Consider the following 12,422-nt stretch of genomic DNA (forward strand, 5'->3'; position numbering starts at 1 on the left):
GGCGGTTTCCGCCTCGCTCGCATCGGGTATCTTCCCCGCACATTTCGAGGCACATTCTTGAGCCACGAGGAACCAGGAGGAACACGTGGCCGTCGGATTCCAAGATGTCATCAAGTCGAAGTACTTGCTGCTGACCACCTTCACCAAGGATGGCCGGCCCAAGCCGACCGCGATCTGGGGCGTGCCGGATGGCGACCGGTTGCTGATCATCACCGACGACGACTCGTGGAAGGTCAAGCGAATCCGCAACACCCCGCGGGTGACGCTGGCCAAGAGCGGTTCGCTGGGCAAGCCCAAGAGCGAGGACGTGGAGGGGATCGCACGCGTGCTGCCGAAGTCGGAGACGCGGCAGGTCTACAACGCGGTGCTGCGGCGGTACTGGTACCACGCCTGGTGGTTCCTGCCGCACTCGATCGTGCGCGGCGGCATCGACAAGGTGCATGTCGGACTCGAGGTCAAGCCCGCCGCCTGACACCATGGTGTGGTGACCACCGCAATCATCGTGGTGGCGCTGGTCCTGCTGGGTCTCGCCATCGTCATCAACGGGCTGCTCCGGCTGCGCGATTGGCTCAAGACGTCGCCGCCGCTGCCGACGCCGGAGCCCGACGACGACGAGGAGCGGGACTAGTTATAGCCGTCCCGCCGCGAAATCGGCTGCCTGGCCGGTCATCCCGTTGACCGGATAGGTGGTGTGGGCGAAGTTGGGTGTGGTGCCGCCCCGTTGCAGATCGTGTCGCCGTCGGCACACAGCTCGATCGTCTTGGGCTGATACAGCGGCCCAATTGCGATCTGCGGCGCGTTGTACTGACTCAGGAACTGCGGTGAGGGCGTTCCGAACAGAGCCACCGCCGCAACGTGATTTGCGATGTCCGGTGCCAGCGGCTGGGGAACGGCCGCGGCGGGCACTCCCGGTGGCACGGCGGCCGAGGTGACGTAGCCCGCCACCGCCGCCCCTTGGGAGTAACCGCCCAGCACCTCTCGGGTGTTGGGGCATGCCGACGACATCGACTGAATGTGCGAGCCCGCGTCGCGAATGCCGTCGATGACCGTCAGCGGGAAGTCGCTGCTGCCGAAGTCGGTGCTGGCCGGATAGTTGACGGCATAGACGCCAAGGGATTTCGGTCCGATGTCCGAGCGCAGCGAGTCGACGAACGACTGCCCGACGCCGCCCACTCCGGCGGGCTCGCCACTGCCCCGGGCGAATACAACCTCGACGTCGGGACACGGGGCGGCCTTTGCCGCGGGAACCGGGCCGCCGGCCAGTTGGGACACGGTGAGCACCGCTACCGCGCCGGCGCCGGCCAGCAGGCGTTGTGAACTGATCATGGCTAGGGGGTAGCCCAAACACCGGGGTATCAACCACAAAGCTGTCCCGCGCGGACGGTTCCGGACCGCGCGGGACAGCTTCGGGTGGCTATCGGCGTCGCGCCCAGGTGCCTGAAATCTCATGCCGCTGAGCGCATTTCGCAGAAGTTGTTACTTCTTGAAGGCGTCCTTCACCTTCTCGCCGGCGTCCTTCAGGCTGGACTTGGCCTGGTCGAAGCGTCCTTCGTTCTCGGTGCTGCGGTCGCCCGTAGCTTTACCGACGGTCTCCTTCGCCTTACCACCCAGGTCCTCGATCTTGTTCTTAATCTTGTCTTCGGCGCTCATGCCCGGCTCCTTCTTCGCTTTTCGGCTGACTGGTGGGAAGTACCCGAATGCGGCGGGTGCTGAAACCCCGGCGGGCGCTGAAACCCCGGCGGGTGCTGAAACCCTCAGTACCGTGCCCGCCGGCGCCGAAATGCGTTCCGGACATCGAGCCCGGCGTCCTTCACGTTCGCCTTCGCCTGGTCCAGCTTGCCTTCGTACCGGGTGCGCCGGTTGCCGGAGAGCCGGCCGAGCGTCTCTTTGGCCCTGCCGCCCCAGTACTGCGCTGTGTTGCTCAATCGGTTGTTGGTAGCCATGCGCAGGGGATACCCGCTGACCGGCGGCTTCATGCTCAGCCGGCCGGCACGGTCCCGCGCGGCAGGGTCAGCGGAAGGTCCGCGTATGTGACGATGCCGGGTGCCGCGGCGACCACGGCCGGGATGGCGTTGATGGCGGGCATCGCCGTCATGATGTGACCCAGGGCCATGAACTCGGCGAGCGTCGTGGCCTGGAAGTACGGGGGTGGCAGGAAGCCGACCCGGGTGGTCACCGTGGGCTGCCCGTCGATCTGAATCACCCAGCCGTCCTGGTCGATCTTCCAGTCCGGCTCGAGCGTCTGGCCCTTGCGCCACCGGACATTGAGGTCGATGACGGTGCGGTCGCCGACGAAGCCTTGCCAGCTGATGTAGACGCCCGCGACGCATCCCGCCGCAATGGTCCAGGATGCCATCTCGAGATCGGCTGTGGTCTGCGCGAATTCGGGCACGCAGCGGATTCCGTCGAGTTCGACGCCGAGCGCGTCGGCAACCAGCCGGACCGCTTCGCCGAAGATCGCGGTGCCCTTCTCGGCCATCTGCGCCAGGTCGGGGTGGCCGATCGGCTGTCCGAAGCCGACCGGCTTCTCGGTGTCGGGGGAGTCGTAGAACGTGGTGTCGGCGGCCTCGTTGACGGTGACCTTGTCGACGCGGTTGCACACCATCGCCGACACGATGGCCAGCAACTCGGCGAAGCCGGGGCTGACACCGGAGCCGAACATCGTCGAGCCGCCCTCCAGGCAGGCACGCTGGATGCGGTCGCGTCCCTCACCCAGGTTGTGTCCGGTGATGAACGACGCCGTCGTCACCACGTTGACCCCCGCGGACAGGATGCGGACCAGCTCGTCAACGTCGATCCACATCGGGTTGTAGACCACGCAGTCCGGCTTCAGGGCCAGCAACGCCTCGACATCGTTGGTGGCGACCACGCCGGTGGGATCGATCCCGGCCAGCTCACCGGCATCACGGCCGGCCTTGTCCGGGGACCACGCGTAGCACCCGACCAGGTCGAATTGATGGTTGGCGACGATCGACTGCAACGAGCTCTTACCGACGTTTCCTGTCGTCCACTGCACGACGCGATATGTGTTGGGCACTCGCTCAGCATAAAGCGGGCCCGACGCTCAGTAGGAAGACTCACTCGCCAGAATCTCGGCCAGGTAGGCATCCTGCGGGGGCTGCTCGAGTCGTGCCCGCACCCACCTGCGGACCCGCTCCCGCACTTCCCGGGGCTCGCCCGTCTGTGCGAGCGGTGCCCCGATGACCACCGAGGTCGCGGGCCAGTCGTGGTTCCAGGCCGCCGATTCCGTCAGGTCCCGACGTTGGGCATCGACCAGGGGAACGGTGGCCCGGCCACCGGCGTCCAGCGCCGCCGCGCCGGTGACGTCCCCGGACTGCACGCGGACCGCGATGTCGGTGGCCGGTTCGGGGCCGATGACGGCCGCCCGTACCACCGCGACGACGGCCGGTCCGGCTGCCTCGACACTCCAGTCCACGGTGTCCTCGGCGGCGTCGAAGATGCCCGGTGGCACCGCGCCCCAGTTGATCGAGGCAACGCCCTGCCCGATGGCCGCGGACGAACGCGGGCCCGCCCCGGCGCCTGCGGCCAGCGCGTAGTCGTCGCGGTAACCCGTCGGCATGGACAGCGCTGATTCCGGATCATCGAGCGCGACCGACAGATCCGCCCAGTCGTCGCCGTCCAGGCCCACCTCGTCGGCCAACTCGGCACCGGCCCGCACCAGGTCACGCACTCGCGAATCACTCGTTCGCGCGTGGCCGGTCAGGGCCGCGGCGTGCGGCGCGAGCAGGCCGGTCACATCGGAATCGAGGGTGTCGTCGCTGAAGAAATCCTGGGCGCCGACCGTCAGCAGGGCCACCTCGGTGTCGAGCAGAGCGCGGTCGAGGGTGGGGATGTCGTCGCGCTGGCTGGCCGGCCACCACCGCCGCAGCCAATGCCCGAGTGCCAGTCGGTGCAGCGGGTTCATCGACCCGGGGGCGACGCGCAGGCCGGTCAATTCCCGCGGTTCCTCGACGGACGACAGCAGCGCGACGTGGCCGGACTCGCCGACCACGCGCCACAGCCAGTCGGCCCGGGCGGGGTCGACGATGGTGACTTCCACCGCGTCGGCCGGGTCGGCGGGGCTGTCTATGATCCAGGACAGCACCGCGCCGCTGACTTCCAGCACCGCCACCAGGGGCAGGGGCTGCTGCGCGGCTTCGACCGGCCTCATCCGGCCACCTGCAATTCCAGCATCGACTTGATCCGCTGCCGGTGGTCCAGGCTGACCGACCTGGCCACCCCCTCGAGCAATGAGCGCACGTCGTCGACGTCTTCGCAGGGCTCCTGCCACACATCGCGTCCGTGCAGCCGCGCCCACAGCCGGCTCAGATACGGCTGCCGATACCGCGCCAGGTCGTCGACCACCTGCTGTTGGCGCGGATGGATCGGACCACCCTCGGCCAGATACCGCCGCGCGTGCAGCACGTAGGCCTCCTTGCGCAGCCGCGACTGGATCTGCGCGGCCAGCGCATAACGACTGGCCACCGACCGGTCCAACGGTGCGAGCTCGCCCGCCACCTCGATGCCGGTCACCAACGTCGCCTGCTTGTCTTCCGCGAGCAAACCCCATGGCGCGCAGGCCCGGTCGACCTCCTCTTCGCAGAGCAGGGGAATGTCGGGCAGCGCGTCACGGTCCAGTGCGCGCCGCAAGGTGGAACGGACCCGGTCCACCACGGTCCGATCCAGCGGACGGTCGCCGTCGGAACCGCCCGATACCTGCGGAGGGCGTTGCGGCACAACCGAACTCAAACCAAGCTCGGCGATCGACCACGGCAGCTCGGCACCCTCGGCCCGGGCGAGGGCACCCAGGTTGTACGGCGTCGCGTCAGCGATCACCGAAGACCACACGCGCTGACGTGCGGTGGCCGCGGTGTGGCTGCGGGCGGGACCGAGGACCGTGGTCAACGCCGCCAGGAACGGCTCCAGCACGGCGGTGCCGGGCCGGACGTCACGCCAGCTCGCCTCGAGCTGAGCCGCCAGGGCGGCGACCACTTTCGGATCGGCGACATAGTCGTTGAGCACCTCGATCGCGGTGCGGTCGCGCCCTTGGTGCACCTCGTGCAGCACCGCGGCGGCGGCCTCGCGATCTTGGGGTGTGGGCGCACCTTTGGTCACCGCCAGCTCGAAGCACACCGGGAAGTACAGCTCCTGGGCGTTGCCGCTGCGAATGCGCAGTCTGCGGCGCTCGAGTTTGAGCACCTCGAACCAGGCTGCGGCGAAACGCAATTGGCTCGCATTGTCGAGGATCAGATCGTGCATCTCGGCGGCCGTTTCGCTGCCGACGACGGGTGCGGAGAACTGCGGGTTGGACCTCAACCGCAAGACCAGGGGGTCGATGATGCGTTTGACCGTGCGGGTCAGCGGGCCACCGTCGTCACTGCTGAACACCTCGACGCCGGGACCGATTGCGCGCCAGGCATGGTCGATCACCGCCCGGCGGGGTTGACCCGCCGCACGATTGTCGGCGGCAGGCGATGCCTGCGGATCGGCGCTCATGACCACAGAATAGGGGCACCGGCAAAAATTGCGGTACCCGAAAAGTTGGGTTCGGTAGCCGTCGGGCGCCTCGAAGCTGGTCGCATGAACCAATCATGGATAGCCGTAGCGGGTGTTCTGATAGCCGGGATCGCCGTGCTCGTGATCGGCCGGATTGCCGGCGCGATGCGGCGCGGCTCAGACGGCCTCGCCGTCGGGGTGGGCACGGTGCGTGACGTCGTCGACGACCTGCCGGAAGCCGTTGGTGGAGAACGCCAGGTGTGGATCGAGGTATCCAGCGTGGATGGCGACACCTTCGTCGGGCGGCTGGTGGACCATGAATCCGAAGCGGACCTGTCCACCCTACGGCCCGGGCTCGTGATGCTGGTCGCCTTCGATCCTGCTGCACCTGAGGAACTTTCGCTGCCCGACGACGTACTGGCCGTGCGCGCTTCGGGTCTGGTGCTGGCCTGAGCTCACCGCGCGCCGTCCACGGCGAAAGTGACCAGTGCACCCCAGAACAACGGGTTGGCCGTCACATCCCCGTCACGCCAGCGGCGCATTTGCGCCCGCTGCCAACGATTCACGGCGCAACCGGCGTCTGCTTCTTCGTGCGCGGTGTCGACGGCGATCACCACGTCGGCCATCGGATCCGGATCGTCGGCGGGCGTGGCGAACTGCCGGTAGGCCGCGGTTGTCGGCAGCGACCACAGGGTGGCGGTCACCAGCTCGGCTCCGCCCAGAATCATGGCGGCGACCAGACCGGTCGCCTCGTCGAACTGGTAATCACCGCCGGAGGCACAGGCAATCAGCCCCACTCGCGGTGGAATCGGCAACCGTAGCGCGATCAGGTCCGACGCGGTCAACGGGCGGTGGTTGCCGATGGCCACCGCGTCGCCCGGTGCGGCCGCGGTACAGGCCAGATGGAGCGCGGCCCGATCCGCCTGGCCGGAAGCGCCATCGGCGGAGCTGGCGTGCCCGACGTAGACCAGCCGGCTCGGATGCCGAACGAGCAAGTCGGCCAGCCACTTCCGGTCCGCGTCTGAGCGGCGGAACAGCTCGACCGCGTTGTCGACGCCCGGCAGCAGACCGCGCCGCTGCATCAACCCGGCGAAGTGCCGCGCCAGCCGCGTGTGCTCCGAAGGCCTGCCCAGCACCGACCCGAGTGCGGAATCCGGCCGTTGCCCCGGCACCCGGGGGTCCAGGATCAGAAGCGGTGGGCCGTCCCGTCGCACATCCCACCGGGCCGGCGTGCGCGGCGCGTGAACGATGTTCTGTGGCACCGCCAGCAGCACGTCGGCCAGCTCCATCAACCGGTGCCCGTCGGTGTGGTCTCTGACGTCGGCGAGTTGCCAGGGAATCCGGGCGGCGACCCGGCCGCTGGCGGTGATGGCATCCTGGCGGGCCCGCACCAGTTCTTCTTTGCTCGGACCGGATTTAGGCAGCGCCAGCAGCCCCCACGGAACCCGGGCCAGCCGGACGCTGGGGGAGATGAACAACGTGGGCCGCGGCGATGCCACGCACTCGGACAGGAGTTGCCAGCCCGCGGCGCCGATCAACAGCACTCCGAGGATGTAGGCGGCCGTCAGCTCGGTCTCCGGCGTGGCGAACGCTCCCCGGCGCAGCGCTCTCTCGATGGCGTCGCGGCGGCTCTCGTCTCCGTAGGGCTCGGGTAGCGCACCGGTCAGTTCCGCCAGCGCCGCGAGCAGAATCGGCTCCTCCACCACCCAGTTGACGGTTCGTGACGGGTCACCGACCACCCGCAGACTCCCGTAGGTGGCGATTCCGACGTCGGCGTACCGCAGGACGAGCGTCTGCGGGCCCGGAGTGGTCACGGCCAGGTCGTCCACGCGGGCTCGGGGGCGGTGACCGCGCGACCGTACCGCTGCAACGCCAGGTCGCGATAATGGCTCATGATCGGTGTGGACACGGGATCCATCTGCAAAGGCGGCAGGGGTCCCAGCCGCGTCAGCGAACTCCCTTCCGCGCCTTCCGCGCCTTCCGCGCCTGACGGACCGGCTGCGGCGAGGGCCGTCGCGAGTTCGTCAGCGGCGTCGACGAACGCAGGCGCGGCGGCGGTCGACTCCCACTCGCCGACCCGGCGCTGCTGCTGCTCGGTGTTGAAAGTGCCTCGAGCGCTGTGATATTCGACGAGCTCGCTGACCAGTTGGGTGTTCTCCCACTCCCAGGCGACCGCGAACGCACTCGCCAGGACGGAGGCCGAAACCCGCGCCGCCCAGCGTGATCGCGCATCGGCGTCGGCGATGGAATACCGCACCGAGTCGACGGCCAGGGCCGCGGGCACCTTGAGTTCGGCGGCCTGTTCCAACTTGGTCATGGCACGCCAATACTCCGGGGTGCCCACCTCGCCGTGCAGAATTCCCAGCGACTCGGCCTGCCGTGCCTCGGTTTCCTGCAACGACTCCTCTGGGTCGCCGGAACCGTCGAATCCCATGTCCGACAACGCATCGGCGCGCCATACCGTTCCCAGGTGATTGTCCAGCAGGGCGTACTGCAGCCAGCTGCTGCGCGGGGAGGAATCAAGCAACTCGCGAGCCTGGGCGATCAGCTCGACGGCCTCGGCGAACCGTCCCCAGAATATCGCGATCCAGCTGCGCTGCAACAGAATACGATGCAGATGCAGCGGCTTGCCCAGGTCGCGCCAATGCTGCTCGGCCTGTTCCCAGCACCGGTCGGCTTCTTCCAGTGCGCCGCTGCCCAGCCGGGTGAGTCCCATGTACAGCCAGCAGCGGGCGACGTCGTGTGCCCGCGCGTAGCGGTTGATCACCTGGTAGGCCTCCGATGCCAGTTGGTCGGTCGTGACGTGGTCGCCGACCGACCAGCATGCGGCCGCGCGCTCCAATTGGGTTCGGGCGCGGGCCAATTCCCATCCTCTGGCCTCAGCCCGCGCCCCGGCGCGACGCAGCCAGGGCTCGGCCTCGGCCAGGCGACCGGTCTCGACACAGAACCGCCCGTACCCGGTGGCCGCCAAAACCCAGACGTGCTCCGCATATTCGGTAGCAGCCGCAGGCCGTTGCAAGACCTCGAGCACCGGTTCCCACAGCGGCACGGACTGCACATGCAGGTCGTCGTCGCACAACGCCGTCGCACACAGCACCCGGGCGTGCGTGAGCAGGTCCGCCTGCTCGTCGGCGAGATCGGCGGGACCTGGTTCGGCCAGCTCAGCAAGGGCGGCGTGTGCCTCTTCGTGCCGGCCCTCTGCCGCGGCCAGGCCGGTCTGCAGGAACTGTGCCCGCAGCGAGTAGCGGCAGATCATCCGGGTGACCTCGGCTGGCGACATGCGCACCTGTCCGGCGGCCTCGGGCCGCCTGCCGGCCAGGATGTCCCGGTAGATCTCCAGCGGTTCACCGATACGCCGAATGCATTCGCGCACCCCGTCATTGGCGCCCCGAACCAGGTAGATCGCGCCGAGCTGAGCGAAGACTTCCAGCAGGAGATCGTCGCGATCCACCTGCTCGATCCGCGGCATCAGCGACAGCAGCAGATCCCGGGCCGCGGCCTCGTCGGCCGCGAACGCCAGGCGGTGGGCCTGTTCGAGGGCGCGCTCGAGGTCGTCGGAGATCGACACGGCTGCATCATAAATCTCCGCTCGAATCCGGAACGGCGGACATGCATTGCATGCCCGCCGCGCCGGACCGCCCCTCGTCAGCCGCACGACACCTTGATGTTGAACTCCTTGGTGATCATTCCGGCCATCGGGTTCTTCAGGTCGGCACCCTCGGCCTGACCGCTGATGGTGTACGTCTTGCCGTCCACCGAGACCTTGGCCGAACCGACCTTGGATCCCATGTTGTCGGCGACCGACAAGGCGTTGCCGTCGACGACCATGGCCAGCGACTCGACGGTGGGGGGGTTACCGTCGGCCATCACCACGGCCAGCGCCTGCTGACCGCCGGTGGAGCCGCTGCCGATGTTGATCTTGCCGCCCTGCTTGACGCAGGTCACCGAGGAGGGGTTCAGACCGGGCAGGTCGGCGCCGCCCACCTTGACCTCGGTTCCCGCCCCGTTGTTGGTCGCCACGCTCGCCGGGCCGCCCGAAGCCGGGCTGGCGCTGTGCCCGCCACTGGAGCACCCGACCAACGCCGACGCGCAGCCAAGGGTTCCGATCGCCACCGCGATAACACGCTTCACTGGACTTCCTTCCGTCATGCGCCGCCCCGATGGCGTCGTCATGGCAGAAGTACAGATCGCCGCTTGCGCTACCGATCCCAATAAGTGACCGCGGAGGACTACTCCTCGACCGCGACACCGCCCCTGGTGCGGCGACGGCGGTGCGACGTCTTGCCGCTGGGGCGGCGGTTGCGCAGCCGCGCGGACGATTCGGAAGTCTTCTCGGACGTGCTCTCGGACGACTTCGCGGATGCCGGTACCGGCGCTTCGACCGTTTCCGCGTCGTCCGAAGCCGCTGCGGGCTCCTCCTCGCTCAGCGCCGGGGCAGCGGCTTCGACCGTCTCGGCCGCGGCCTCTTCGTCGGATTCGGTGCTCTCAGACTCGGCGTCCCCGGCGACCTCCGTGGCCTCTGCCTCGTCGGTGTCCTCGGCGTCTTCGTCTTCTTCGTCTTCTTCGTCGTCGTCCGTGGCGACAGCGCCGGTCTTGCCGCGCTTCTTCCCGCGGACGCGGCGTTCTTTGACCTTCTTCGGCTTGATCGGTTTCGGCGGCGGTGGCGGCAGCTCCGCGACGAACGACAGGTAGAACGCGAAGAACCCGAGCACGCCGATCGCCGCGGCGGCCCCGTAGATCGCGAACAACCACTGACCGGCGGTGTCCAGGCTGAACCAGTGCTCGCTGATTGCGGTGCCGATGATCAGCGCTCCGGCCAGTACATGCGCCACCACCGAGCAGGTTCTGATGGTCAGCGCCATCTGCGGTGTAGCCAGTTCCGGCTTGCGGGTGCGCAGCAGGGTGAACACCACGGGCAAGGCGGCCAGGCCGAGCAGGGCGCCGGTCACGATGCGCAGCGTCATTCCCGCCCCGCTACCGACTTCGCCCATCAGCTCGGGCCACCGCGGCAGGACGTAATAGAAGAAGAGGAAGCCGGCGCCGATCGTGAACGATGCGTGCCACAAGATGGCGACCTTGCGCCCCATACCACTCCCTCAGCTGGTGAACTCAAGCCCCCGAAGGTGACCGGGCCGACCGTCGGTACCGGTATCGGCCCTGGTCAAACGGCAGACCGTGCAGCGGAGGATGCGGGATTTGAACCCGCGAGGGCTGTTAACCCAACCCGCGTTCCAGGCGAGCGCCATAGGCCACTAGGCGAATCCTCCGTGGTCATGGTAGCTGCTGACGGGAGCCGAGTGTCTCGGGTACCTGCCACTGCCGCCGCCGCGTCGGGAAAACCCAGGTACTACACTCGCCGTTGGACCCCGCGCGGCGTCTATCCTGTGAACTCCCCCAGGGCCGGAAGGCAGCAAGGGTCAATGGGCTCTGTCGGGTGCGCGGGGTCCCCTTATGCCCGCGCTCGATATGCGTTCTCGATGGGAAGGGTCCCTGGTGTCCTTCGACTCCCTCAGCCCCGCGGAGCTTTCGGCTCTGCACACGCGTCACCAGCAGGAATATGCGGATCTGCAGGCCAAGAAGCTGTCTTTGGACCTGACGCGCGGAAAGCCGTCACCCGAGCAGCTCGACCTGTCCAACCAGTTGCTGACGCTGCCCGGTGATGACTTCCGCGACCCGGAAGGCACCGACACCCGCAACTACGGCGGCCTGCACGGGCTGCCCGGACTGCGGGAGATCTTCGCCGAACTGCTCGGCCTGCCCGTGCAGAACCTGATCGCGGGCAACAACGCCAGCCTGGAATTCATGCACGACGTCGTCGTCTTCTCCATGCTGCACGGTGGCGTCGACTCGCCGCGGCCCTGGAAAGAGGAGCCGGCGGTCAAATTCCTATGCCCCGTCCCGGGCTACGACCGGCACTTCTCCATCACCGAGACGATGGGCATCGAGATGATCCCGGTGCCGATGGTCGAGGACGGCCCGGACGTCGACCTGATCGAAGAACTGGTCGCGGCGGACCCCGCGATCAAGGGGATGTGGACGGTTCCGGTGTTCGGCAACCCCACCGGGATCACGTACTCGTGGGAGACGGTGCGCCGCCTCGTGCAGATGCGGACCGCGGCACCGGACTTCCGGCTGTTCTGGGACAACGCCTACGCCGTGCACACGCTGACGCACGACTTCGTCCGGCAGGTGGATGTGCTGGGTCTGGCCACCAAGGCCGGTAACCCCAATCGGCCGTACATTTTCGCCTCGACGTCGAAGATCACCTTCGCCGGCGCCGGTGTGTCTTTCTTCGGCGGATCGCTGGGCAACATCGCCTGGTACCTGCAGTACGCCGCCAAGAGGTCGATCGGCCCCGACAAGGTGAACCAGTTGCGGCATCTGCGTTTCTTCGGCGACGCCGACGGGGTACGCCTGCACATGCAGCGCCACCAGCAGATACTGGCGCCGAAGTTCGCCCTGGTGGCCGAGATCCTGTCCCAGCGGCTCGGCGACTCCAAGATCGCCTCGTGGACCGACCCCAAGGGCGGCTACTTCGTCAGCCTCGACGTTCTGCCCGGCACGGCGCGTCGCACCGTCGCCCTGGCCAAGGACGCCGGCATCGCCGTGACCGAAGCGGGCGCGTCGTTCCCGTACCGCAAGGATCCCGAGGACAAGAACATCCGTATCGCGCCGTCCTTCCCGTCGCTGCCGGATCTGCGCGACGCGGTCGACGGGCTCTCGACGTGCGCCTTACTGGCGGCGACGGAGTCGCTGCTTTAGCGGTTGACTCTGCGCTCATGGCGCAGCAGTGCGAGTGGCCTCCGCCCTGAGCGCAGCACCAACACCTTGCTTGCGCGAAAGATCCTTGCGCAGTCTTGTGGGGGCGTAAATTGTCGACACATCTTGCTGCCGCGGCAGGCGGGTGCTGCGCGGTCTGATGGTTT

General features: G+C 68.0%; 13 protein-coding genes, 1 tRNA gene, 1 other RNA gene and 1 pseudogene. 5 read left to right on the forward strand and 11 right to left on the reverse strand.

Annotated elements, in window-relative coordinates; all coding sequences use genetic code 11:
- Nucleotides 1–85: 85 nt before the first annotated feature.
- Nucleotides 86–472 carry a PPOX class F420-dependent oxidoreductase gene (locus tag QXK92_RS27095; protein ID WP_306246957.1) on the forward strand — a complete coding sequence of 129 codons (387 nt, stop codon included), beginning with the start codon at nucleotides 86–88 and terminating at the stop codon, nucleotides 470–472.
- Between the two features lie 12 nt (nucleotides 473–484).
- On the forward strand, nucleotides 485–628 hold the full coding sequence (locus QXK92_RS27100; protein WP_306246959.1) for a hypothetical protein: 144 nt from the start codon (nucleotides 485–487) through the stop codon (nucleotides 626–628).
- Here QXK92_RS27100 and QXK92_RS27105 read toward each other — a convergent pair.
- The 6 genes and pseudogenes from QXK92_RS27105 to QXK92_RS27130 form a co-directional block, all read right to left on the reverse strand.
- Nucleotides 629–1,326, reverse strand: a pseudogene (locus QXK92_RS27105) (cutinase family protein).
- Nucleotides 1,327–1,476: 150 nt separating this feature from the next.
- The gene (locus tag QXK92_RS27110) at nucleotides 1,477–1,650 is read right to left on the reverse strand and encodes a CsbD family protein (protein ID WP_306246961.1); all 174 of its coding nucleotides are present in this window, start codon (nucleotides 1,648–1,650) and stop codon (nucleotides 1,477–1,479) included.
- A gap of 104 nt (nucleotides 1,651–1,754) precedes the next feature.
- Nucleotides 1,755–1,943 (reverse strand): CsbD family protein, encoded by a 189-nt coding sequence (locus QXK92_RS27115; protein WP_306246963.1) that lies wholly within the window; start codon nucleotides 1,941–1,943, stop codon nucleotides 1,755–1,757.
- A gap of 35 nt (nucleotides 1,944–1,978) precedes the next feature.
- Nucleotides 1,979–3,037, reverse strand: a complete 1,059-nt coding sequence (locus QXK92_RS27120; protein WP_306246965.1) for a dihydrodipicolinate reductase — start codon at nucleotides 3,035–3,037, stop codon at nucleotides 1,979–1,981.
- A gap of 27 nt (nucleotides 3,038–3,064) precedes the next feature.
- Nucleotides 3,065–4,171 (reverse strand): hypothetical protein, encoded by a 1,107-nt coding sequence (locus QXK92_RS27125; RefSeq protein WP_306246967.1) that lies wholly within the window; start codon nucleotides 4,169–4,171, stop codon nucleotides 3,065–3,067.
- The gene (locus QXK92_RS27130) at nucleotides 4,168–5,496 is read right to left on the reverse strand and encodes a hypothetical protein (RefSeq protein WP_306246968.1); all 1,329 of its coding nucleotides are present in this window, start codon (nucleotides 5,494–5,496) and stop codon (nucleotides 4,168–4,170) included. Before QXK92_RS27130 ends, QXK92_RS27125 begins: the two co-directional genes overlap by 4 nt.
- A gap of 165 nt (nucleotides 5,497–5,661) precedes the next feature.
- Here QXK92_RS27130 and QXK92_RS27135 point away from each other — a divergent pair, with 165 nt between their 5' ends.
- Entirely contained in the window at nucleotides 5,662–5,949 is a 288-nt protein-coding gene (locus tag QXK92_RS27135; RefSeq protein ID WP_371934336.1) for a hypothetical protein, read from the forward strand.
- Between the two features lie 2 nt (nucleotides 5,950–5,951).
- Here QXK92_RS27135 and QXK92_RS27140 read toward each other — a convergent pair whose 3' ends face one another.
- The 5 genes from QXK92_RS27140 to QXK92_RS27160 form a co-directional block, all read right to left on the reverse strand.
- Nucleotides 5,952–7,316: a CHAT domain-containing protein gene (locus tag QXK92_RS27140; protein ID WP_306247955.1), complete on the reverse strand. Its 1,365-nt coding sequence runs from the start codon at nucleotides 7,314–7,316 to the stop codon at nucleotides 5,952–5,954.
- Nucleotides 7,307–9,064 carry a hypothetical protein gene (locus QXK92_RS27145; RefSeq protein ID WP_306246972.1) on the reverse strand — a complete coding sequence of 586 codons (1,758 nt, stop codon included), beginning with the start codon at nucleotides 9,062–9,064 and terminating at the stop codon, nucleotides 7,307–7,309. Before QXK92_RS27145 ends, QXK92_RS27140 begins: the two co-directional genes overlap by 10 nt.
- Nucleotides 9,065–9,141: 77 nt before the next feature.
- The gene (locus QXK92_RS27150; RefSeq protein ID WP_306247957.1) at nucleotides 9,142–9,645 is read right to left on the reverse strand and encodes a lipoprotein LpqH; all 504 of its coding nucleotides are present in this window, start codon (nucleotides 9,643–9,645) and stop codon (nucleotides 9,142–9,144) included.
- A gap of 80 nt (nucleotides 9,646–9,725) precedes the next feature.
- Nucleotides 9,726–10,583 (reverse strand): hypothetical protein, encoded by an 858-nt coding sequence (locus QXK92_RS27155; protein WP_306246974.1) that lies wholly within the window; start codon nucleotides 10,581–10,583, stop codon nucleotides 9,726–9,728.
- Nucleotides 10,584–10,677: 94 nt separating this feature from the next.
- Nucleotides 10,678–10,763: transfer RNA gene (locus QXK92_RS27160), tRNA-Ser, on the reverse strand.
- A 90-nt stretch (nucleotides 10,764–10,853) separates the two neighbouring features.
- On the opposite strand from QXK92_RS27160, the gene ffs reads away from it, so the two are divergent.
- Both ffs and QXK92_RS27170 read left to right on the forward strand, forming a co-directional pair.
- An RNA gene (gene ffs / locus QXK92_RS27165) (signal recognition particle sRNA small type) lies at nucleotides 10,854–10,950 on the forward strand.
- A 39-nt stretch (nucleotides 10,951–10,989) separates the two neighbouring features.
- The gene (locus tag QXK92_RS27170) at nucleotides 10,990–12,258 is read left to right on the forward strand and encodes an aminotransferase class I/II-fold pyridoxal phosphate-dependent enzyme (protein ID WP_306246976.1); all 1,269 of its coding nucleotides are present in this window, start codon (nucleotides 10,990–10,992) and stop codon (nucleotides 12,256–12,258) included.
- The last annotated feature ends 164 nt before the right edge of the window (nucleotides 12,259–12,422 follow it).

The organism is Mycobacterium sp. TY815 (assembly GCF_030755135.1).
Taxonomy (GTDB): Bacteria; Actinomycetota; Actinomycetes; order Mycobacteriales; family Mycobacteriaceae; genus Mycobacterium.

Bases quoted from the DNA above. Each gene is read 5' to 3' on its own strand.
- QXK92_RS27110 (WP_306246961.1), bottom strand. From the start codon at position 1,650: ATGAGCGCCGAAGACAAGATTAAGAACAAGATCGAGGACCTGGGTGGT.
- QXK92_RS27115 (WP_306246963.1), bottom strand. From the start codon at position 1,943: ATGGCTACCAACAACCGATTGAGCAACACAGCGCAGTACTGGGGCGGC.
- QXK92_RS27125 (WP_306246967.1), bottom strand. From the start codon at position 4,171: ATGAGGCCGGTCGAAGCCGCGCAGCAGCCCCTGCCCCTGGTGGCGGTG.
- QXK92_RS27130 (WP_306246968.1), bottom strand. From the start codon at position 5,496: ATGAGCGCCGATCCGCAGGCATCGCCTGCCGCCGACAATCGTGCGGCG.
- QXK92_RS27135 (WP_371934336.1), top strand. From the start codon at position 5,662: ATGCGGCGCGGCTCAGACGGCCTCGCCGTCGGGGTGGGCACGGTGCGT.
- QXK92_RS27150 (WP_306247957.1), bottom strand. From the start codon at position 9,645: ATGACGGAAGGAAGTCCAGTGAAGCGTGTTATCGCGGTGGCGATCGGA.
- QXK92_RS27155 (WP_306246974.1), bottom strand. From the start codon at position 10,583: ATGGGGCGCAAGGTCGCCATCTTGTGGCACGCATCGTTCACGATCGGC.